At 66.6% G+C, this 22,036-nt stretch carries 19 protein-coding genes; 6 read left to right on the forward strand and 13 right to left on the reverse strand.

Annotated elements, in window-relative coordinates; genetic code table 11:
* Positions 1-17 precede the first annotated feature (17 nt).
* The 5 genes from LJ725_RS03735 to LJ725_RS03755 are packed head-to-tail and all read right to left on the reverse strand — an operon-like array spanning position 18 to position 5,604.
* Positions 18-932 (reverse strand): NAD-dependent epimerase/dehydratase family protein, encoded by a 915-nt coding sequence (locus tag LJ725_RS03735; RefSeq protein WP_230549266.1) that lies wholly within the window; start codon positions 930-932, stop codon positions 18-20.
* A complete protein-coding gene (locus tag LJ725_RS03740) occupies positions 929-2,278 on the reverse strand; it encodes an ABC1 kinase family protein (RefSeq protein ID WP_230549267.1) in 1,350 nt (449 codons plus the stop codon). Before LJ725_RS03740 ends, LJ725_RS03735 begins: the two co-directional genes overlap by 4 nt.
* 6 nt (positions 2,279-2,284) lie before the next feature.
* A complete protein-coding gene (locus tag LJ725_RS03745) occupies positions 2,285-4,054 on the reverse strand; it encodes a M3 family oligoendopeptidase (RefSeq protein ID WP_230549268.1) in 1,770 nt (589 codons plus the stop codon).
* Between the two features lie 51 nt (positions 4,055-4,105).
* Positions 4,106-4,630, reverse strand: a complete 525-nt coding sequence (locus LJ725_RS03750; protein WP_230549269.1) for an AAA family ATPase — start codon at positions 4,628-4,630, stop codon at positions 4,106-4,108.
* The gene (locus tag LJ725_RS03755; protein ID WP_230549270.1) at positions 4,630-5,604 is read right to left on the reverse strand and encodes an NAD-dependent epimerase/dehydratase family protein; all 975 of its coding nucleotides are present in this window, start codon (positions 5,602-5,604) and stop codon (positions 4,630-4,632) included. The genes LJ725_RS03750 and LJ725_RS03755 overlap by 1 nt, the downstream gene beginning before the upstream one ends.
* Positions 5,605-5,778: 174 nt before the next feature.
* On the opposite strand from LJ725_RS03755, the gene LJ725_RS03760 reads away from it, so the two are divergent.
* The 4 genes from LJ725_RS03760 (at position 5,779) to LJ725_RS03775 (ending at position 11,715) form a co-directional block, all read left to right on the forward strand.
* Entirely contained in the window at positions 5,779-9,282 is a 3,504-nt protein-coding gene (locus LJ725_RS03760) for an indolepyruvate ferredoxin oxidoreductase family protein (RefSeq protein WP_230549271.1), read from the forward strand.
* 95 nt (positions 9,283-9,377) lie between these two features.
* The gene (locus tag LJ725_RS03765; RefSeq protein ID WP_230549272.1) at positions 9,378-10,607 is read left to right on the forward strand and encodes an LLM class flavin-dependent oxidoreductase; all 1,230 of its coding nucleotides are present in this window, start codon (positions 9,378-9,380) and stop codon (positions 10,605-10,607) included.
* 439 nt (positions 10,608-11,046) lie between these two features.
* Positions 11,047-11,259, forward strand: a complete 213-nt coding sequence (locus LJ725_RS03770) for a hypothetical protein (RefSeq protein ID WP_230549273.1) — start codon at positions 11,047-11,049, stop codon at positions 11,257-11,259.
* A 93-nt stretch (positions 11,260-11,352) separates the two neighbouring features.
* The gene (locus LJ725_RS03775; protein WP_230549274.1) at positions 11,353-11,715 is read left to right on the forward strand and encodes a PRC-barrel domain-containing protein; all 363 of its coding nucleotides are present in this window, start codon (positions 11,353-11,355) and stop codon (positions 11,713-11,715) included.
* 63 nt (positions 11,716-11,778) lie between these two features.
* On the opposite strand, the gene LJ725_RS03780 is transcribed toward LJ725_RS03775, so the two are convergent.
* From LJ725_RS03780 to alaS, 4 genes are read right to left on the reverse strand one after another with little or no spacing between them, the layout of a single operon-like run.
* Positions 11,779-12,207 carry a hypothetical protein gene (locus tag LJ725_RS03780; protein ID WP_230549275.1) on the reverse strand — a complete coding sequence of 143 codons (429 nt, stop codon included), beginning with the start codon at positions 12,205-12,207 and terminating at the stop codon, positions 11,779-11,781.
* Positions 12,208-12,226: 19 nt separating this feature from the next.
* Positions 12,227-12,517 (reverse strand): hypothetical protein, encoded by a 291-nt coding sequence (locus LJ725_RS03785; RefSeq protein ID WP_230549276.1) that lies wholly within the window; start codon positions 12,515-12,517, stop codon positions 12,227-12,229.
* Between the two features lie 16 nt (positions 12,518-12,533).
* Entirely contained in the window at positions 12,534-12,878 is a 345-nt protein-coding gene (locus tag LJ725_RS03790; protein WP_230549277.1) for a hypothetical protein, read from the reverse strand.
* Positions 12,875-15,544 (reverse strand): alanine--tRNA ligase, encoded by a 2,670-nt coding sequence (alaS, locus tag LJ725_RS03795; RefSeq protein WP_230549278.1) that lies wholly within the window; start codon positions 15,542-15,544, stop codon positions 12,875-12,877. Before alaS ends, LJ725_RS03790 begins: the two co-directional genes overlap by 4 nt.
* Before the next feature lie 56 nt (positions 15,545-15,600).
* Here alaS and LJ725_RS03800 point away from each other — a divergent pair, with 56 nt between their 5' ends.
* The gene (locus LJ725_RS03800) at positions 15,601-16,296 is read left to right on the forward strand and encodes a YkgJ family cysteine cluster protein (protein ID WP_230549279.1); all 696 of its coding nucleotides are present in this window, start codon (positions 15,601-15,603) and stop codon (positions 16,294-16,296) included.
* A gap of 297 nt (positions 16,297-16,593) precedes the next feature.
* Here the strand turns inward: LJ725_RS03800 and recA are convergent, their stop codons facing one another.
* The 4 genes from recA to LJ725_RS03820 all read right to left on the reverse strand — a co-directional run bounded on the left by recA (position 16,594) and on the right by LJ725_RS03820 (position 20,497).
* On the reverse strand, positions 16,594-17,664 hold the full coding sequence (gene recA / locus LJ725_RS03805; protein ID WP_289294570.1) for a recombinase RecA: 1,071 nt from the start codon (positions 17,662-17,664) through the stop codon (positions 16,594-16,596).
* Between the two features lie 176 nt (positions 17,665-17,840).
* On the reverse strand, positions 17,841-18,641 hold the full coding sequence (aac(3)-IV, locus tag LJ725_RS03810) for an AAC(3)-IV family aminoglycoside N-acetyltransferase (protein WP_230549280.1): 801 nt from the start codon (positions 18,639-18,641) through the stop codon (positions 17,841-17,843).
* Positions 18,638-19,834, reverse strand: a complete 1,197-nt coding sequence (locus tag LJ725_RS03815) for a CaiB/BaiF CoA transferase family protein (RefSeq protein WP_230549281.1) — start codon at positions 19,832-19,834, stop codon at positions 18,638-18,640. Before LJ725_RS03815 ends, aac(3)-IV begins: the two co-directional genes overlap by 4 nt.
* 15 nt (positions 19,835-19,849) lie before the next feature.
* On the reverse strand, positions 19,850-20,497 hold the full coding sequence (locus tag LJ725_RS03820; RefSeq protein ID WP_230549282.1) for a hypothetical protein: 648 nt from the start codon (positions 20,495-20,497) through the stop codon (positions 19,850-19,852).
* Positions 20,498-20,544: 47 nt separating this feature from the next.
* On the opposite strand from LJ725_RS03820, the gene tcuA reads away from it, so the two are divergent.
* Positions 20,545-22,035 (forward strand): FAD-dependent tricarballylate dehydrogenase TcuA, encoded by a 1,491-nt coding sequence (gene tcuA / locus LJ725_RS03825; protein WP_230549283.1) that lies wholly within the window; start codon positions 20,545-20,547, stop codon positions 22,033-22,035.
* Position 22,036: the final 1 nt, after the last annotated feature.

Here is a 22,036-nt window from a genome sequence, read left to right on the forward strand (position 1 = left end):
GCCGCAATAGTTGCCCTCTACCGCAGCGCCTCGAGGACTTCTCGAAAGCCTGTGCGACAGGTGAAACCTAGCACACGCGCCGCCCGCCCCGCGTCATACACACGGTCGATGGAGTCGAACATCGTCCAGCCGCGCTTCGCATAGAGCGCCCGATACTCTGGGAACAGCCGGTCCACGACGGTGGGCGCGTCCGCGATCAGCCCGCGGCAATCCTCGCGCCGGAAGGGTGTCGGCGCCGAGACGATGAAGGTGTCGAAGCCAATCTCCGTGGCCTTGGCCAGCGCCACGACATGCGCTTCAGCGGCATCCTCGACGGTGAGCCGGCGGAACAGGAACTCGTTGGCCTTGGTGTTTTCCCCCGACTGGGCGATGGCGTGCGCCATGTCGTCTTCCTCCGGGAAGAAGCGTGAGGTGCGCAGCACCACGACCGGTAGCCGGTGCAGGTCATTGAACAGGCGGCATAGCTCCTCGGCAGCAAGCTTGGTGACGCCGTATATGTTGCGCGGCCTGAATGGTGCCATCGTCTCGTCGATCCAGACCGCCTCGTCCGCTCCGCCCGCCTTCCCGTCGCGAATCTTCTGCGAGATCATGAGCGAGGTCGTGGAGGTGAAGACGAACCGGTCGACGGTCGAGCCCGGCGCTGCCGCTTCCTCGAGCAAGTTCAGCGTGCCCTGCACGTTGACGGCGACGAACTCGGAATTGTCATGGGTCCCGATGTGAGGCTTGTGGCGCGCGGCCGCATGAACGATGGCCGTGATGCCCTCATCGCGGATCACCCGCCGGACCAGGGCACGATCGACCACCGAGCCGACCACGCTGGTCGTCGCACCCGGCTCCGGGTCGAGCCCCACCACCTCGTGACCTTCACGTGCGAGCCTCGGGACCAGGCTGCGGCCGAGCCAGCCCGACGATCCGGTGACGAGGACTTTCACTGACGGCTGGCGTCCTTCAGGCCCGCCGCCGCCAGGGCCGCCTCCTGACGCGCGGCCAGCGCCTCGGCGTCGAAGCCGTCGATCAAGGTCTCGAAAAGCTGATGCCAGTTGATCGAAGCCCGGAGGTGGATGAACACCGAGCCGAGGCCGATCGCGGCGCGATCCATGAAGACGAACTCGCGCGGCGGCCGCACGCCGCCCATCTTGCGCAACTCGCCGAAGACGTTCTGCGCCATCTCACGGCCGTAGCCGTCGGCCATGCCTTCGGTCAGGCGACGCGGCCGGTCGTCCATCAGCGGGCCGTAGAGGAACGCGGCCCAGCGGTTGAGGATCGCGATCATCTCCCTGCTGAGGCCGGTGAATCCCCAATCCTCGTAGGCCGCCACGGCGCGCGCCTCATCGTCCGTCATCAGCGCGCGATAGAGCTCGATGGAGCCGCGCACGAAGCGCGGCGGGAAAATGCGGATGCAGCCGAAATCCATCAGGTTCACCGAACCGTCCGGTCGCACCGAGTAGTTCCCGAGATGCGGATCGCCGTGGATGGTGCCGTAGAAATAAAACGGCACGTACCAGGCGCGGAACATGGCGATGGCGAGTGCGTCACGCTCTTCCTGCGAACGGCTCTTCCAGTTGAGCAGAGGCTCGCCGCTCAGCCAGTCCATGGTGAGGAGGCGCTCGGTCGAGTGGGAGTCGATGACACCCGGCACATGCACCTGGTTCTCGTCGCGCAGCATGTGGCGATAGAGCGCCGCGTGCCGCGCCTCGCGGCGATAGTCGAGTTCCTCGCGCAAACGGTTGGCGATCTCGGCATGGATCTCGTCGGTGCGGATCGCGGGATCGAAGCGCTGGCCGATCGCAAACACCACCTTCAGCTGGTTGAGATCGGCCTCCAGCGCCGAGGACATGTCCGGATACTGCAGCTTGGCGGCGACCTCCCGTCCGTCGAGCAACGTCGCGCGGTGTACCTGGCCCAAAGAGGCGGCGAATGACGCCTCCTTGTCGAACCGCGCGAACTTCGCCTGCCAGTCGGGCCCCAGCTCCGAAGCCATGCGGCGGCGCACGAAGGCCCAGCCCATGGCCGGCGCGTTGGCCTGGAGTTGCGCCAGCTCGCGCGCATATTCCGGCGGCAGCGCATCGGGGATGGTCGCGAGCAACTGCGCCGCTTTCATCAGCGGACCCTTCAGCCCGCCCAGCGCCGCCTTCAGTTCGCCGGCGTGCTTGTCGCGGTCGAGACCGAAGCCGAGATAGCGCTGGCCCGCCAGCTTGACGGCCAGTCCGCCAACCGAGGTGCCCACGCGCGCGTAGCGGCCGAGCCTTCCGCCCAGGGAGTCGCCTTCATCCGCCATGGCTGCCTACAGCTTCTCCAGCTCGTCGATGAAGCCCGAGATCACGTCGAGGCCCCTGTCCCAGAAAGCCGGATCCGAGGCGTCGAGGCCGAACGGCGCCAGCAGCTCCTTGTGCCGCTTCACGCCGCCTGAGCGCAGCATGTCGAGATACTTCTCCTGGAAGCCGTCGGGCTTGGCCTGGTAGGCCGCATAGAGCGAGTTCACCAGACAGTCGCCGAACGCGTAGGCGTACACATAGAACGGCGAATGGATGAAGTGGCCGATGTAGGACCAATAGTACTTGTACTCGTCGTCGAAGGTGAACGCCGGACCGAGGCTCTCCTTTTGCACCGCCATCCAGATCTCGCCGATCGCGTCGGGCGTCAGTTCGCCCTCGCGACGCGCCATGTGCAGGCGCGATTCGAAGTCGTAGAAGGCGATCTGGCGAACGACGGTGTTCAGCATGTCCTCGACCTTGCCCGCCAGCATCGCCTTGCGCGTGGCCTTGTCGGGCGCGGTCTTGAGCAGCGACTGGAAGGTCAGCATCTCCCCGAACACCGAAGCCGTCTCCGCCAGGGTGAGCGGCGTGTCGGCCATCAGCGGGCCCTGCTTGGCCGCGAGGACCTGATGCACGCCATGGCCCAACTCATGGGCGAGCGTCATCACATCCCGCACCTTCCCCTGGTAGTTCAGCAGGAGATAGGGATGCGCCGACGGCACCGTCGGATGGGCGAAGGCGCCGGGCGACTTGCCGGGCCGCGCCGGCGCGTCGATCCAGCCGGTGCCGAAAAACTTCCGGCCGACATCGGCCAGCTCGGGAGAGAAGGCATTGTAGGCGTCGAGCACGATCTTCTCGGCCTCGGGCCAGGGAATCGTGCGGTCGTCGTGCTCCGGCAGCGGCGCGTTGCGGTCCCAATAGGGCATCGTCTCCACGCCGAACCACTTCGCCTTGAGCTTGTAGTAGCGATGCGCGAGTTTCGGATAAGCGGCCTTCACCGACTCCGCGAGCGCATCGACCACCTCGTCCTCGACCACGTTGGCCAGGTTGCGGAAGGATTGCGGCCGCGCGTACCTGCGCCAGCGATCGTCGATCTCCTTGTCCTTGATCAGCGTGTTGGTGATCAGCGAGAAGATCGCGATGTTGTCGCCCTGGACCTTGCCGAACGACTTGGCGGCTTCCTTGCGCACCGTGGCGTCCTTGTTCGACAGCTTGTCGAGGATCTGCGGCTCGCTCAGCATTTCGTTGCGGAACGGATAGCGCAGCCGGGCGATCGTCTCGTCGAACAGGCGCGACCAGGCACTGCTGCCGACCACCGACTGGTCGTGCTGGAACTTCTCCAGTTCGTCGGACAGCTGATGCGGGCGGAACAGGCGCGCGTCGCGCAGCCACGGCGCGTACTTGGCAAGCTCGGGCGCCTTCAGTTTCTCGGCGAGATCGGCATCCTCGATCTTGTTGATCTCCAGCCGGAAGAACAGGAGCTTCGAGCCGATGTCGTTCAGCTTCTCGGAAATGTCCTGCGCGAAGCGGTTGCGCTCGGGGTCGGACTGGTCCTGCGCCGAGTAGAGCTGCGCATAGGACCCGATGCGGCCCAGCAGGTCGCTCATCGTTTCGAGACGGGCGATCGCCCCGCCCAGCCCCTTGCCGTCGAGGCCGGCGAGCCGGCCCTCGTAATCCTTCGAAAACGCATCCGCCTCGGAGGCGGCGCGCTTCAGGTCGGCGCCCAGGTCCGTCCCCGTCGGGCTGGAATAAAGGTCGCCCAGGTTCCAGGTCGGCAGGTCGCCCAACACAACGTTCATCGACTGACTCCTTGCATCGCTTCCCGATATGGGGCGCGACCGGCCACGTGCCTAGAGGCAGCGCCGGACCAGGCCGGCCCGATCTATCACGCTGGCCGGCTCGACGGACACCAGTTCGAAGCCATGCTCACGGTAGACACGCTCGTGCACCGCCTCGAAGCGCCGGGCGTCTTCCAGGGCGATCCGCCGCGCCGCCGTGGGCTGAATGAATCCCATGAGGCGCACGAAGAACACCTGACGCTCGTAAAATCCCGTGCGCTTCAGTTCCTGGATCTCCTGCAGCAGCAGGGCTGACGGAGCGTGGCCGAGAAAGACCGCCAGTGCCTCGGTGCAGAAGGCAGACCGGTCATGGACCTGCGTCAGTCCCGCCGCGAGCCGCCGCCTTTGCCGCTGGAGGGTCACGATCCGGTCGATGAAGTCGGCATCGGTCCAGGGCTCGGGAACGCCCCTGGCCTGTTCGAGGGCGATGACGTCGGTCACCGCCTCTTCCACCACCCCGATTCCGTCGACCTCGAGCTGCCGCAGCAGGGCCGTCTTCCCCGCTCCCGGCGCGCCGGTGAGGATGAAGCGGCGCATCAGAGCCGGTTGTAGGCCTTGAACCAGTCGACGAAGAGCGGAATGCCCCGGTCGACGGTCACCTGGGGCGACCAGCCGAGATCGCGCACGGTGCTTCCGATGTCGGCCGCGGTTTCCTGCATGTCGCCCGGCTCGCCGGGCTTCAGCTCGATCGTGGCCTTGCGGCCCAGCGCCGCCTCGAACAGGCCGATGACGTGCAGGATCTCCTCGCTGCGCGACGCGCCGAGATTGTAGAGCCGGTGGCCGGCTGCCCCGGGAGGTCTGTCGAGCGCCGCCAGCGTCCCGGAGACGATGTCGTCGATGTAGCTGAAATCCCGCCTCACCTTGCCTTGGTGATAGAGGTCGATCTTTCGGCCATCGTGGATCGCCCGCGCGAAGATGTAGGGCGACATGTCAGGCCGGCCCCACGGCCCGTAGACCGTGAAATAGCGCAGCCCGGTGGCCTTCAGGCCGTACTGGTGGACGTAGGTCTCGGTAATCAACTCGTCGGCCCGCTTGGTCGCCGCATAGAGCGAGACCGGACGGTCCACCGGATCCTCCACCGCGAAGGGGATTTTGGTGTTGCCGCCATACACCGAGGAAGACGAGGCATAGACCAAGTGCCTGAGCCGGGGCCCCAGCCGGCGCGCCAGTTCGAGCAGGATCACCTGCCCCATCAGGTTGGTCTGGACATAGATGTAGGGATCGACCTTGGAGTGCCGGACACCGGGCTGCGCGGCGAGGTGCACGATCCGGTCGATGTCGTCGTGCCGGGCGGACAGGCCCTCCATCGCCGCACGGTCCGACACATCCGCTTCGAGGAAAGTGAATCCCGGCGTCTCCCGCAGCGGTTTCAGCCGGGCGAACTTGAGGATCGGGTCGTAGTAGTCGCTGAAATTGTCCACGCCGATCACGGTCTCGCCTCGCGCGAGCAGGGCGCGGGCGACATGCGAGCCGATGAAGCCGGCGACGCCGGTGACGAGGACTGAACTCATGCCGGCGGACGATTACAACATTTCACCCGGAGGAGACACCGTGAAACGGCAAGGCCACTTCGGCCCTGGTGGGCGGACGTAAAACGTCGTTTTTCGATCGCCGCTCCGTTCCGCATTGCCCGCAGCGTGCAAACGTCGCTACCGTCCCCATATTGAAATGTCAGGGAGGTTGCCATGCCCCTCGCGGTGACCCTGGACGACAAGTACATCCTTGAAAAAGGTCGCGTTTACCTGACCGGGACGCAGGCGCTGGTGCGCCTCCCCATGATGCAGCGCCAGCGGGACGTTGCCGCCGGGCTGAATACAGGCGGCTACATTTCCGGCTATCGCGGTTCGCCGCTCGGCGGCTTCGACCAGGCCCTGTGGCAGGCCAAGAAATTCATCAAGAAAAGCCATATCGAGTTTCAGCCGGGCACCAACGAGGACCTGGCCGCCACCGCCCTGTGGGGCACCCAGCAGATCCACCTCTACCCCGGCGCGCGTTACGATGGCGTGTTCGGCATCTGGTACGGCAAGGGCCCCGGCGTCGACCGCTCGGGCGACGTGTTCAAGCACGCCAACTATGCCGGCACCTCCAAGCATGGCGGCATCGTGGCCCTCGCGGGCGACGACCACATGGCGAAATCTTCGACCGTGGCCCATCAGAGCGAGCCGGCCTTCATGTCGGCCGGCATGCCGGTCATCCACCCCGCCAGCGTCCAGGAATATCTCGACTGGGGCCTGCACGCCTTCGCGATGTCGCGCTATTCGGGCCTGTGGGTCGCCTTCAAGGTGCTGAGTGAGACGGTCGACAGCTCGGCCTCGGTCTACATCGATCCGCACCGGGTCGAGATCCACACCCCTACCGACTTCGTCCTGCCGCCCGACGGCGTGCATATCCGCTGGCCCGACGACTGGCTGGGCCAGGAGCGCCGCGTCGTCACGGTGAAGCAGCCCGCGGCGCTCGCCTACTGGCGCGCCAACCGGCTCGACCGGCTGATGCTGGGCCGCCCCGACGCCCGGTTCGGCATCGTCACCGTCGGCAAGTCCTATCTCGACGTGCGCCAGGCGCTCGACGAGCTGGGCATCGCCGACGCGGAAGCCGAGGCGCTCGGCCTCGCCATCTACAAGGTCGGCATGGTCTGGCCGCTCGAGACCGAGGGCGCCACCGCCTTCGCCACGGGCAAGCGCGAGATCCTCGTGATCGAGGAGAAGCGCAACCTGATCGAGCAGCAGCTCAAGGAAGCGCTGTTCAACGCCCCGGCCGACCGCCGCCCCGTCGTGGTCGGCAAGACCGACGAGCGCGGCCAGAAGCTGCTCAGGACCGACGGCGAGCTCACGCCGTTCGAGATCGCCTCGGCGATCGTCGCGCGCTTCGGTCTCGAGTCCTTCAGCGGCCGCACGAAGGAGCGCTTCGAGGCGCTGAAGCGCCGCGCCGGCCGCCAGGTGCGCAACGAGGCCGGCCTCGCCCGCGTCCCCTATTTCTGCTCCGGCTGCCCGCACAACAGCTCGACCAAGGTGCCGGACGGCTCGATGGCCATGGCCGGCATCGGCTGCCATACGCTGGCCATCGGCATGGAGCGCAACACCAAGACCTTCACCCACATGGGCGCCGAGGGCGCGCCGTGGGTCGGCGCCAGCCACTTCACCGACATGCCGCACGTCTTCCAGAACCTGGGCGACGGCACCTATTTCCATTCGGGCTATCTCGCGATCCGGCACGCGGTCGCGACCAACACCAACATCACCTACAAGATCCTCTACAACGACGCCGTCGCCATGACCGGCGGCCAGCCGCACGACGGAAACGTACATCCCTGGACCATCAGCCAGCAGGTCTACGCCGAGGGCGTGCGCCGCATCGCGCTGGTCAGCGACGAGCCCGACAAGTACCCGCTCGGCACCGAATGGGCGCCGCATGTCAGCTTCCATCACCGCGACCAGCTCGACGAGGTCCAGCGCGAGCTGCGCGACTACAAGGGCGTCTCGGTCCTGATCTACGACCAGACCTGCGCCGCCGAGAAGCGCCGCCGCCGCAAGCGCGGCACCTTCCCCGATCCCAACAAGCGCCTCTTCATCAACGAGGCGGTGTGCGAGGGCTGCGGCGACTGCTCGGTGAAGTCGAACTGCCTCTCGGTCGTGCCGGTCGAGACCGAGTTCGGCCGCAAGCGCGCCATCGACCAGTCCTCCTGCAACAAGGACTTCTCCTGCCAGAACGGCTTCTGCCCCTCCTTCGTGAGTGTCGAGGGCGGATCGCTGCGCAAGGGCAAGGCGGTCACGGCGAAGAAGACCGATGCCGCGGCCAAGCCTGCCGAACCCGAGATGCCGGCCGCGCCGGCGCTGCCGTCGGTCGAGGACAGGCCCTATGGCGTCCTCATCACCGGCATCGGCGGCACCGGCGTCGTCACCATCGGCGCCATCATGGGCATGGCCGCCCATATCGAGGGCAAGGGCGCGACCGTGCTCGACCAACTCGGCATGGCGCAGAAGGGCGGCGCGGTGATCAGCCACGTGCGCATCGGCGCCACCCCCGAGGCGCTGCACGCCGTGCGCCTGGCCGCCGGCGGCGCCAACGTGCTTTTAGGCTGCGACCTGGTCGTCAGCGCCAGCCCCAACGCGCTGGCGAGCCTCGAGCCCGGCGTCTCGCGCGCCGTCGTCAACACGCACGAGACCATCACCGGCGAGTTCACCCGCCATCCCGACCTCGCCTTCCCGGCCAACACCTTGAAGCTCTCGGTCGAAGCCGCGGCCGGCGCCGATGCGGTCGAGTTCCTCGACGCGACCGGCATCGCCACGGCGCTGATGGGCGATTCGATCGCCACCAACATGTTCGTCCTGGGCTACGCCTATCAAAAGGGCCTGATCCCCCTCGCCCATGAGTCGATCGAGCGCGCCATCGAGCTGAACGGCGCCGCTGTGCCGATGAACCTCGCCGCCTTCCGCTGGGGCCGCCGCGCCGCCGCCGACCGCGCCGCCGTCGAGAAGCTGGTCGCACCCAAGGCGACGAAAGACAACGTCGTCGCCTTCACGCGCAGCCAGCCCAAGACGCTCGACGAGATCGTGGCCTCGCGCACGAAGCACCTGACCGGCTACCAGAACGCGGCACTGGCCCAGCGCTACAAGGCGCTGGTCGACAAAGTGCGCGCCGCCGAGCAGAAGATCGGCCAGACCGGCCTCGCGGAAGCCGTCGCGCTCTATTACGCCAAGCTGCTGGCGTACAAGGACGAATACGAGGTCGCTCGCCTCTACAGCGAGGCCGCCTTCCAGGCCGGCCTCAGCAAGCAGTTCGAGGGCGACTACAAGCTCAAGTTCCACCTCGCCCCGCCGCTCTTCTCCAGCCGCGACCCGCAGACCGGCCAGCTCATCAAGCAGGAGTTCGGCGCCTGGATGCTCCCGGCCTTCCGGATGCTGGCCAAGCTCAAGGGCCTGCGCGGCACCGCTTTTGACGTGTTCGGCTACACCGAGGAGCGCAAGACCGAGCGCCGCCTGATCGCCGACTACGAGGCGCTGATCGCGGAGCTGCTGGCGGGCCTGTCCGCCCAAAACCACGCGCTGGCGATCAAGCTCGCCTCCATCCCCGACGACATCCGCGGCTACGGCCACGTGAAGGACGCGCACCTGGCGAAGGCCAAAAAGAAGGAAGCCGACCTGCTCCACCAGTGGCGCAACCCGGAGGCGATGAAGGCGGCGGCTGAGTAACGCTCCAGCCGTCCGCTCATCAAGCGGAATGGGTATCCCGCGCCTCTTGCGGTCGGGACATTGTGCGTCATGCTCTCCCAAAAGGAGGGAACGCCATGAAATTCGGCATCTTCTACGAGCTGCAGCTGCCCCGCCCGTGGGCGCCCGGCGACGAGCATCGTCTCTATCAGAACGCGCTCGACCAGGTCGAGTTGGCGGACCGGCTGGGCTACGACCATGCGTGGCAGGTCGAGCATCACTTCCTCGAAGAATATTCCCACTCGCCCTCCCCTGAGTCCTTCCTCGCGGCGGCGAGCCAGCGGACCAAGAACATCCGCCTGGGCCACGGCATCTTCCAGGTGACGACCAACCATCCGACGCGCGTGGCCGAGCGGGTCGCGACGCTCGACCTGCTGTCGAACGGGCGCTGCGAGTTCGGCATGGGCGAGAGCGCCTCGATCACCGAGCTCGAACCGTTTGGTGTCACCATGGAGAACAAGCGCGAGATCTTCGAGGAAGCGGTCCGCGCCATCATGCCGATGTTCAAGGACGGGCCCAGCGAGCACGCGGGCAAGGTCTGGAACATCCCGCTGCGCATGGTCGTGCCGAAGCCGCTGCAGAAGCCGCACCCGCCGCTCTGGGTCGCCTGCTCGCAGCTGCAGACGCTGACCAAGGCCGGCGAATGGGGCATGGGGGCGCTCGGCTTCCAGTTCGTTTCGGCCGACGCCGCGCATGCCTGGGTGCATGCCTACTACAACGCCTTCGTGAAGCGGCAGAAGAAGCTCGCCGACTACAAGACCAATCCCAACATCGCGCTGGTCAGCTTCTTCATGTGCGCCAAGACGGACGAAGAGGCGCGCGAGCGTGCCGACGGCGACACGTTCTTCCAGTTCGCGCTGCGCTTCTACGGGCAGTCGGCCGACCGGCGGCGCCCGGCCGCCGGCACGGTCAACATGTGGGACGAGTACCAGAAGTGGAAGAAGGCCAATCCCGAGCAGCATGCCGCGGCGCTGCGCGGCGGCCTGATCGGTTCGCCCGACACGATCCGGCGCAAGCTGAAGAAGTTCCAGGCCTCCAACATCGACCAGGTGGTGCTGCTGAACCAGGCCGGCAAGAACCGCCACGAGGATATCTGCGAATCGCTGGAGCTGTTCGCGAAGGAGGTGATGCCCGAGTTCCAGGGCGCACACCCCGAGCTGCTGAAGTGGAAGGAGCGCGTGCTCAACCGCGAGGTCGAGCTGGAGGAGATCGACACCACCGCCTTCACCGACCGGTACGGCGGCACGATGAAGGGCATTGCGCCCGGAAAGCGGCCTGCGACACAAGGTATGCGCGCCGCCGAGTGACGCGGCCCCCCCCCCCCCCGCAAATAGGCGACGGGCCGGAAGCGCGACGGCCCGTCGGATCGAGTCGATGACCGCGGAACGTCGCCTTCCCCCCGCTCAACGGCCGATGCGATGCCGACAGGGCTTCACGATCGAACGCATTGCCGATTTCCGTCTGCGCCTTGTCCACGCAAATTTCCCGCTGCCGCCGCGCCTCGTCGCTCACGTCGTCGATGAGGTCAGTCGCAGGTTGGTCACAACCAGATAAGCGCAAGCCGCATATGTTCGCCGACGAACGCGGACTGTTACCGCATCGCGGATGCGGTCTGTTGACCTTGCCGATCGGTCGCGAATGCGGGTCTAGTGGTGCCGGGGGACGACGATGTCACGCAGTCTGGATGCTCCACTCAGTCCGAACGAAGAGGTGACGTTGCGCCGTGTTGCGCTCGGGATTTCGCCGATGAAGGACCTTGCCCCGCGCGACCTCACGCGACTTATCGCGCTGTCCCTGGTCGAGATCGACGCCGGCATCGCCCGCCTCACCGAAGTCGGCCGCCAGCGCTATAGGTCCCTGCCCCGCGCCGGCAGCATCAACGACGTCTCTTCCTACGAGACGATGATCGCGGCGGTCGGCGAGCGACTTCGCAAGACGGCGGGCAAGACCGCCGATTAGCCGCTTCTGCGGCATCCCTTTTCGCGATCCGCGGCAACTGGCCGGGCGAGCCGCGCGTTCCAGAGGCACCCCCACCATCGAACGGAGAAAGCGATGACCGATCTGTCCATCACGCCCCGAAACCTGATCGCCGCCGAGCGTGTGAACGGCACCGACGTCTACAATCTGCAGGGCGACAAACTCGGCACCGTCGCCGACATCATGATCGACAAGGTAAGCGGACGCGCGATCTATGCCGTCATGTCGTTCGGCGGCTTCCTCGGCATCGGCGAGAAGCATCATCCGCTGCCCTGGTCGACCCTGAAGTACGACGAGCGCCAGGGCGGATACGTCGTGGCACTCGACAAGAAGGTCCTGGAGGATGCACCGACCTTCGACGATTCCGAGACCTTCAGCTGGACGCCGGACTATGGCCGTCAGGTCGACCGGTACTACAACGCGCCGAGCTACTGGTAAGAGCCCGCCGAGGGCCCGGAGAAACCGGCCGGCCGCCCCGAAAGAGGCGGCCGGCCGCCTTTCTCAGGGCGTGACCTTCTGGCAGCCCGCTCCCTGCCAGCGATAGCCCTGCGCCGCTCCGCCGACCATGGTCCACTCCACGATGCAGCCCTGGCGCACCAGCGTCGGCGGGAAGCCTCCCATCGGGATCCACAGACCGCCGCCCCATCCCCAACCCCAGCCGCCGAAGCGCTGGTAAATGGGCGGCATGCCCGGATCGATGTAGGACGTGTCCCATTTCCATTGCAGGATCCGGGTGCCGTCCTCGAGCTGGTAGGTATTGTCAGGAATGCGGCCCATGCTCCGCAGCAGCCCGGCCTCCGAGGCGCCCGACATCGCGCGCAGCTGGCTGTCGAAGGCGGCCTCGCGCTCCGCGCGCGTCTCGCATCCCACGAGCGTCGCCATGGCGAGGATCGAGAACGCAATGGCCGCGAGATTTCGGGTGAGCACCATCACGGCCTGCGCTGCCGCTCTAGCGGATGGCGCCCAGCGCGATCTTGCACTCGGTCGTGAGTTGGTTGGTGCGCTGGTCGTTGCACGGCTTCTGGCGCTCGATCAATACCGCCGACCAGTAGAAGACGAACACGCCGAGGATCCAGGCCGTGATCGACCAGCTCATGGCGCTGTCCAGCCGCTTGTGGAACTCGGGCGTGGCGCGCGCTGGCGCGGCCACGGAAACGGCGGCCCGCACCGCCGTCAGCGTCAGCGGGAAGGTCGCAGCCCCGCAGGCGAGGTAGAGCAGGACGACCTTGAGCACGCCCATGTCAGATACCCTTTCGTCACCAGGTCAGCTTGGGCATGGGAATGGGCCCATTCTGCTTGGGCGCCCAGCCGCGCGCTTCCATGCAGCTGGCCATCGAGCGCTCGAAGCTGAACTTGTATCCCTGGTTGGCCATGTCGGTGTACAGCCCCTGCTGGCCGTACCGTTCGCGTTCGGCCGAAAAGGTGGCGCGACGCTGATCGTCGATGTTGCGTTCCTGTTGGGCCTGGGCTCGCACCTGGGTGCGGCACAGCGACTCGTCGCGGGTGAACTGATCGGCCGTCGCGCCGTCCTTGGTGAAATCCTTGGGCGCACACGCCGACATCGCCGCCGCCGCGATCACGAGGGCGATGGCGGGCTTCATCGGCCGCCTGCCAGCGCCGTCTCGATGGCCTTCAGGGCGTCCGGTGCCTTCGACCCGTCCGGGCCGCCACCCTGCGCCATGTCGGGCCGTCCGCCGCCGCCCTTGCCGCCCAGCGCCGCGACACCCGCCTTAACCAGCTCGACCGCGCTGTGGGTCTTCGCCAGGTCGTCGGTCACGCCGACCACGGCCGAGGCCTTGCCGTCCTCGACACCGATCAGCGCCACGACGCCCGAGCCCAGCTTCTTCTTGAACTCGTCGGCCATGCCCTTGAGGTCCTTGCCCGGCACACCATTCAGCACGCGGCCGATCAGTTTGACGCCACCGACGTCGCGAACCTCATCTGCCGCGGAACCGCCGGCAGAGCCGCCGCCCGCCAGGGCCAGCGCCTTGCGGGCATCCGACAGTTCGCGCTCGATCTTCTTCTGGCCCTCGACCAGCGCCGCCAGACGCGCCGGCAGATCCTCGGGCCGCACCTTGAGCGCCGCCGCCGCCTCGACGAGCAAGTCGGCCTGGTGGCGGACATGGGCCTCGGCGGCATGTCCCGCCAGCGCCTCGATGCGGCGAACGCCGGCCGCGACCGCGCCCTCGCCGATGATCTTGAACAGGCCGATGTCGCCGGTCCGGCGCGCATGCGTGCCGCCGCAGAGTTCGACCGAATACCGCTCGCTACCCGGAACCTCAGAGTCGCCGCCCATCGAGAGCACGCGCACCTCGTCGCCGTACTTCTCGCCGAACAGCGCCATGGCGCCGGCGGCAATTGCCTCGTCCGGAGTCATGAGGCGCGTCTCGACCGCCGAATTGTGGCGGATGCGATCGTTCACCTCATCCTCGATGCGGCGCAGCTCGTCGGCCGAGATCGCCTTGGTGTGGCTGATGTCGAAGCGCAGCCGGTCGGGCGCGACCAGCGAGCCCTTCTGCGTCACGTGCTTGCCGAGATGACGGCGCAGCGCCTCGTGCAGCAGGTGGGTCGCGGAATGATGGGCGCGCAGCTGGGCGCGGCGGACCGGGTCGATGGTCATGACCAGGTCGTCGCCGACCTTCAACTCGCCTTTCGCGACCTTCGCGTGATGCGCATGAAGGTCGCCCACCATCTTCTGGACGTCGCTGACCTCGGCCTCGTTCACACCGCTCACCAGCTTGCCCGCGTCGCCCTGCTGGCCGCCCGACTCGGCGTAGAATGGAGTCTGGTTGGTGACGATCCAGCCGGTCTGGCCGGCCTTGAGCGAAGAGACTTCCTTGCCGTCGAGCAGGATCGCCTTGATCTGCCCCTCAGCGCGCTCGGTGTCGTAGCCCAGGAACTCGGTGGCGCCGGCCTTCTGACGCACGTCGAACCAGATCGCCTGGTCGGCGGTCTCGCCCGAGCCCGCCCAGGCCGCGCGCGCCTTGGCACGCTGCTCCTCCATCGAGGTCTCGAAGCCCGCCGTGTCGACCTTGATGTCGCGCGCACGCAACACGTCCTGCGTGAGGTCGAGCGGGAACCCGTAGGTATCGTAGAGCTTGAACGCGACCTCGCCCTTCAGTGTGCCGCCGGCGCCGAGGTCCTTCGTCTCGTCCTCGAGCAGCTTGAGGCCGGTGCCCAGCGTCTTCTTGAACCGCGTCTCCTCGAGCTTCAGCGTCTCGGTGATCAGCGGCTGGGCGCGCGACAGTTCGGGATAGGCATCGCCCATCTCGCGCACCAGCGTCGGCACCAGCTTGAAGATCACCGGATCCTGCGCGCCAAGGATATGAGCGTGACGCATGGCCCGGCGCATGATGCGGCGGAGGACATAGCCACGGCCTTCGTTCGACGGCAGCACGCCGTCGGCGATCAGGAAGGAAGTCGCGCGCAGATGGTCGGCGATCACCTTGAGCGAGGCGCTCTGCTTGCCGTCGGGATCGACGTTGATCTCGTGTGCCGTGGCCTCGATCAGGGCCCGGAACAGGTCGATGTCGTAGTTGTTGTGCTTGTGCTGCAGGACGGCCGCGAGGCGCTCCAGGCCCATGCCGGTGTCGATCGAGGGCTTGGGCAGCGCGATGCGCTCTTCCTTGGTCACCTGCTCGAACTGCATGAAGACCAGGTTCCAGATCTCGATGAACCGGTCGCCGTCCTGGTCGGCGCTGCCCGGCGGCCCGCCGGGGATGCCCTCGCCGTGGTCGTAGAAAATCTCTGAACACGGGCCGCAGGGGCCGGTGTCGCCCATCGCCCAGAAATTGTCCGAGGTCGGGATGCGAATGATCCTGTCGTCGGAGAGGCCGGCGATCTTCTTCCAGTGGCCGGCCGCCTCGTCGTCGGTGTGGAACACCGTGACCAGCAACTTCTCCTTAGGGAGGCCGTAGTCCTTGGTCAGGAGGTTCCAGGCCAGCTCGATCGCGTGTTCCTTGAAGTAGTCACCAAACGAGAAATTGCCCAGCATCTCGAAGAAGGTGTGGTGGCGGGCCGTGTAACCCACGTTCTCGAGATCGTTGTGCTTGCCGCCCGCGCGCACGCACTTCTGCGACGTCGCGGCTCGCGAATAGGAACGCGTCTCCAGACCGGTGAAGACGTTCTTGAACTGGACCATGCCGGCGTTGGTGAACATCAGCGTCGGGTCGTTACGAGGCACCAGAGGGCTCGACTCAACGACTTCGTGGCCGTTCTTGCGGAAGTACTCTAGGAAGGTACGACGGATTTCGCTGACGCTTTGCATGCCGGCCTTGTAGCGTGCGCCAGCCCGCCAAGTCCAGAACAGGGAACCCAAGGGAAATGGCCGCCGAGGCCCATTCTACCGCCACTCTTCGCCTCTCCGTGGGCGACCTCCGGATCGTCCATCCGATCACCGTTCCGACCGGCCCGGTGGCCGCCGCGGACGTCGTCCCGGCGCTGCAGGGGCTGGTGAACGCGGTGGTCGCCGCCGCGGAAGCCGGCAAGGCGATATCCTGCCGCAAAGGCTGCGGCGCCTGCTGCCGCCAGCTCGTTCCGATCTCGCGCACGGAGGCTGAACGCCTGCTCGAGACCGTGGCGGCCCTGCCGGCGGAACGGCGCGCCGTCCTCGAAGCCCGTTTCGCAGCCGCCGAGGCCGCGCTGGCCGCCGCCGACCTCAAGGAGCGCAAGGGCCGGCCCGACCGGGAACTGTCAACCGCCTACTTCGGGCTCGGGATTCCCTGCCCGTTCCTCGAGGACGAAAGCTGCTCGATCCATCCCGACCGGCCGCTGGTCTGCCGGGAATACTTGGTCACCTCGCCCGCCGACCTCTGTGCCGGCCCCGCACAGGAGGGTGTGACGCCGGTGCCGGTGCCTAAGATCTCGCTGGCCGCGCGCGGGCTGCAGGACGAGAGCGAGGACTGGTTCCCGCTCGCCCTACTGATGGACTGGGCGAAGACGCGCCCCAAGGGAGGCGCGCGGCGGACGGGGCCGGAGTGGATACAGAAGTTCCTGAAGGGGATGTCGCGGAAAGGCTGAGGATGGCCATCCGACGGGGGCGAAAGGGCCCTCCCTTCGTTCGGGATGACATCGGTTTTCGGATGAGCGCACTGCGCCATCCCCGGCAACGTTGTCATCCCGAACGAAGTGAGAGGCCCTTGGTCGACGCCCGGATCCTTTCTGAACCCTGCGGGCTCTCGCGCATTCGCGTAGCCGCGAATACGCTGCCGCCCGCCCCGCCCATTTTCTTTGCGCTTCGCGCAAAGAAAATGGGCGGTACCGCGCGTGGGATGCGGTACCGCCCTTAGGGACCCGGAGACAGGGGATCGGGGTTCCCTATTCGTCGTCCTCGTCATCTTCCTTGCCGCCATCCATCAGCGCGTTGGCGAGGATGCCGGCGTTGGCGCGCACCTTGTTCTCGATCGCATTGGCGACCTCGGGGTGCTCCTTGAGGTAGTTCTTGGCGTTCTCGCGGCCCTGGCCGATGCGGGTGCCGTCGTAGGAGTACCAGGAGCCCGATTTCTCGACGACGCCGGCCTTCTCGCCCAGGTCGATCAGTTCGCCGCTCTTGGAGACGCCCTCGCCGTACATGATGTCGAACTCGACGACCTTGAACGGCGGCGCCACCTTGTTCTTCACGACCTTGACGCGCGTGGCATTGCCCACGACCTCGTCCTTGTCCTTGAGCGCGCCGATGCGGCGGATGTCGAGGCGGACCGAAGCGTAGAACTTCAGCGCGTTGCCGCCCGTCGTCGTCTCGGGGCTGCCGAACATGACGCCGATCTTCATGCGGATCTGGTTGATGAAGATCACCAGCGTGTTCGACTTGGAGATCGAGGCGGTGAGCTTGCGCAGCGCCTGGCTCATCAGGCGGGCATGCAGGCCCGGCAGCGAATCGCCCATCTCGCCTTCGAGTTCGGCGCGCGGCACCAGGGCGGCGACCGAATCGACCACCAGCACGTCGATGGCGCCGGAACGCACCAGCGTGTCGGCGATCTCGAGCGCCTGCTCGCCGGCATCGGGCTGGGAGATCAGCAGGTTGCCGATGTCGACGCCCAGCTTCTTGGCGTAGCCCGGATCGAGCGCATGCTCGGCGTCGACGAAGGCGCAGGAACCGCCCTTCTTCTGCGCCTCGGCGATGACGTGCAGCGCAAGCGTCGTCTTGCCCGAGCTTTCCGGCCCGTAGATTTCGACGATGCGGCCCTTGGGCAAGCCGCCGATGCCCAGCGCGATATCGAGGCCCAGCGAGCCGGTCGAGATCGCCTCGATTTCCAGCGCCTCGCGCTGGCCCAGCTTCATGATGGAGCCCTTGCCGAAGGCGCGCTCGATCTGGGCGAGAGCGGCGTCCAGTGCCTTGTTCTTGCTTTCCATGCCTTCTTTTTCGACCACCTTGAGCATCGCCGACATTGGCTTTCTCCTTCTTCCCATGCCCCTGTCAGGAGCGGCAATGCGGATAAGTCCGCAGCGGGTCGGAACGTCCGAGAGCGCCAATGTACCCATTTTGTTCCACTCGGCAACGGAACAATTAAGCTGCTGAAAGAACTAATGTTCTTGACACAAGTTCTAGATACGTTCCCGGTGGATTATCCCGAATTCGGGATAATTCCGCGCATGCTTGCCCTCGCCTCGTCGCAGTCGGCACAGCCCTCGGCAGGGTCGTGCAGGAAAAGCGTCGGCTGCCGCAGCAACGCGTCGACCGCCAGACCGACGATGTCCCGGGCCCGCGCCAGCCGAGCGGTGCCGTGGCCCACGGGTCCCTCCGCCTGCACTCCCCTCGCCCGCAGCCAGTCGTCGGCCAGGGCGAAGCGCCGGCAGCAATGATCGTTCTCGCGATAGTCGATCCGCACGCGATGGCCACCCTGTTGGACGAAGCAATGCCTCGGGATACCGTAGGGTACCTTCGCCATCAGCTCGGCGAGATGGAGCGAGGTGTCGGCATCGTGCCCCACGCCCAACAACAGGACCTGGCCGTCGAGGTCGTGGACGCGGCCCACCGGACTGTCCGGCGTATGCGGCGGCAAGGGCAGAGCCGTCTTCACGATCGCCTCGGCGCGCGGTCCGAGGGCGGCGAAGGCCTGCAGATGGTCGGAGCGCACGACGCCGGGCCGGCGCCAGAAGCGGTCGGCCGTCACGCCGAGATCCTCGGCAGCGGCGGTCGCCGCGGGCTCGAACGGCGCCTCGTCGTCTCCGGTCCATGACGGCATGACCAGCGTCCCTGCCGGGCCGAGCGCGGCGCATAGAGCGTCGATGAGGCCCTCGGGCCCGCCCTCGATCGGCCGCACCGCCCGGAACGAGGTGTGCACCAGCAGAACGCCGCCGCGCCGGACGCCCAGCGCGCGCAACTGATCGGCGACCTCGCTCCGGCGGAACGCCCGCAGCGTCATCCGTGCCGTGGTCCCAGAACTCCGGCCGTCTTCAAACCCGCGATGCCCGCCGGGTCGTAACCGATCTCCGCCAGCACCTCGTCATTGTGCTCGCCGATTGCCGGCGGGTTCGACGTCAGTGGCGGCCGCCAGCCCATCATCTGGAAGGGCAGCAGCGGCAGGCGCGTCTGCACGCCTCCCGGCAGGGTGGTCGGTGCCAGAGAGCCGTTGGCCAGCAGGTGCGGATGGTCGAACAGGTCCTGCGGCCGCGCGACCGGCGCGAACGAGATGTCGGCCTCCAGGCACATCTTCTCCAGCGCCTCCTTGGTGTAGGCCTTGAACACGCTGGCGACCCTCGGCACCAGCCACGGGCGCGCCTCGATGCGCTGGTTGTTGGTCGCGAGCTTCGGATCGGCCGCCAGCTCGGGCTGATTGAAGAACTCGCAGAAGCGCTTCCACTGGCCGTCGCTGGTGATACCGACGAAGACCTGCAGGTCGTCAGCGGTATTGAAGATCTCGTAGACCGCCCAGGAGCTCACGCGTTCGGGCATCGGCGGCGGCGCGGCGCCGTTGATCGCGGTGATGGCGAGGTGCTGCCCCATCAGAAAGACGACCGATTCGAACAGCGCGCTCTCGACCAGACCGCCCTTCCCCGTCCGGTCGCGCTGCTTCAGCGCCAGCACTGTCCCGAACGCGCCGAACATGCCGCCGACGATGTCGATCACGGAAGTGCCGGCGCGCAGAGGCCGGCCGCTCGGGCCCGTCATGTAGGCAAGCCCGCCCATCATCTGCACCACCTCGTCAAGCGCCGGCCGCTTCTCATAGGGGCCCGGCAGGAAACCCTTGAGCGCGCAATAGACGAGGCGTGGGTTGATCTTCTCCAGGTCCGCGGGTCCCAGCTTGCGCTTGGCCATCGAGCCCGGCGCGAAGTTCTCGATCAGCACGTCGGCCTTCTCGAGCAGCTTCACCAGCACCTTGCGGCCCTCAGGCGAGTCCGCATCGAGCGCCAGGCTCTTCTTGTTGCGATTGAAGTAGCCGAAAAAGCCGGCCCCGAAGCCGCGCAGCTTGCGCGTGCGGTCGCCGTCGGCCGGCTCGACCTTGATCACCTCGGCGCCGAGGTCGGCCAGGATCATGCCGCAGGACGGGCCGAGGATGGTGTGCGTGAGTTCGACGACGCGGATGCCCTTGAGAGGCGGTTCAAAGGATGAGGTCATGCCTCATGCAATACCTCACCTCGCCGGGGTGAGCCACGTGTCGATGTCCTTGGTCAGCGGCAGGCCTGCCGTCTCGGCGAGGACGCGATGCCCCATGCCGGCCCCGACCATGAACGCCTCCTGATGCGGCAGTGCGTTGGTCTTCAACATCGAGCGGATCGTCCCACCGTCGTGTCCCCAACCCACCGCCTCGACCTTGCCGTCGAAAGCACGGTTGAGGATGGACAGGAATTCCGCGCGCTCCTCCTCGGAAAGCCCCGGAACGGCGTCGATGTCGCCCAGGACGAACAGGCGTCCCCGGAACTTGGCCACAAGCTCAGCGGTCGAATTGCGCGGCTCGACGATGATTTCGCGGTTCGGACCGCGGCGCACGCGGGCTGCCAGCGACAGCGGGATCACCGCGGCGCTGAGATAGGAGCCCGAGTCCATGAAGGCCGAGGTGAGTTCACGATAGGTGATGCCCAGCCGCTCGGCCCGCTTCAGGCGCATCAACGCGACTTCCGGCTTCGGCGTCTTCCACGCCTTGGCGGCGGCACGACGCCACACCCAAGCCTCCCACGACATGTCGAAGGTCGGTCCGTTGTTGTGCCCGATGCCGGGACGGCGTAGCAGGACCTCGACATTGGCGTGCCGGGTCGCAAGACGGTCGAAACGATCACCCATTGCGCCTATTGTACCGCAAAATTAATGCCGGAATCGAGGAGCGAGGCGTGGACGATTTTCAGGTCGATGTGTTGGTGGTCGGTGCCGGAAACGCGGCAGCCTGTGCGGCTCTGGCGGCTCGCGAGACGGGCGCCTCGGTCGCCATGCTGGAAGCGGCCCCGGAAGCCGAGCGCGGCGGCAACAGCACGTACACAGCGGGCGCCATGCGCGTCGTCTTCCACGGCGTCGACGATCTGGTGCAGCTCTACGACCTGACCGAGGACGAGAAGCGCGACGTCGATTTCGGCAGCTACACGGCCGACGAGTATCTCGATGACATGGGCCGCGTGACCAACTACCGCTGCGACCCCGAGCTGACCGACATCCTGATCGGCCGCAGCTTCGAGACGATGAAGTGGATGCGCTCCAAGGGCGTGCGCTTCCAGCCGTCCTATGGCCGCCAGGCCTTCAAGGTGAACGGCAAATACAAGTTCTGGGGCGGCCTCGCCGTCGAAGCGTGGGGTGGCGGACCGGGTCTCGTCGACCTCGAGCACAAGGCTGCGATCAAGGCCGGCATCCCGATCCACTACGAGACCGCAGCGGTGTCGCTGATCGAGGAGGATGGCGTCGTGCGCGGCGTCATCGCCCGGCACAAGGGCCGCAAGATCAGGATCGGCGCCAAGGCGGTCGTGCTGGCTTGCGGGGGCTTCGAGAGCAACGCCGAGATGCGCACGCGCTATCTCGGCCCGACCTGGGATCTCGCCAAGGTCCGTGGCACCCGCTTCAATACCGGCGCCGGCATCAACATGGCGCTGGCGATCGGCGCCAAGCCGCACGGCAATTGGTCGGGCGGCCATGCCGTCGGCTGGGACATGAATGCACCTGAGTTCGGCGACCTCGATGTCGGCGACAACTTCCAGAAGCACTCCTACCCGCTCGGCATCATGGTCAACGCCAACGGACTGCGCTTCGTCGACGAGGGCGCCGATTTCCGCAACTACACCTACGCCAAGTACGGGGCGGTTATCCTCGCCCAGCCGCAGCAGTTTGCGTGGCAGATCTTCGATTCGAAGGTGCTCGACAAGCTGCGCGACGAGTATCGCATCAAGCGCATGACCAAGGTTCGCGCCGACACCATCGAGGAGCTGGCGACAAAGCTCGAAGGCGTGAACCAGGAGCAGTTCCTCAAGACCATCAAGGAATGGAATGCCGCGGTCATGACAGACGTGCCGTTCAACCCGGCGGTCAAGGATGGCCGAGGCACGCGCGGTCTCGCCGTGCCGAAGAGCAACTGGGCCAACACGATCGACCAGGCTCCGTTCGAGGCCTATGCCGTGACCTGCGGCCTTACGTTCACGTTCGGCGGCCTCAAGATCACCAACGAGGGCGAGGTCGAGAATACGGACGGCCAGCCGATCCCCGGCCTTTTCGCCGCGGGCGAGCTCGTCGGCGGGCTGTTCTATCACAACTATCCCGGCGGGACGGGCCTCGTGTCCGGCGCCGTGCTGGGCAAGCTCGCGGGCGACGGGGCCGGCAAGTACGTCGCTGGCAAGAACTAGG

The sequence above is a fragment of the Reyranella aquatilis genome, assembly GCF_020880995.1.
GTDB lineage: Bacteria > Pseudomonadota > Alphaproteobacteria > Reyranellales > Reyranellaceae > Reyranella > Reyranella aquatilis.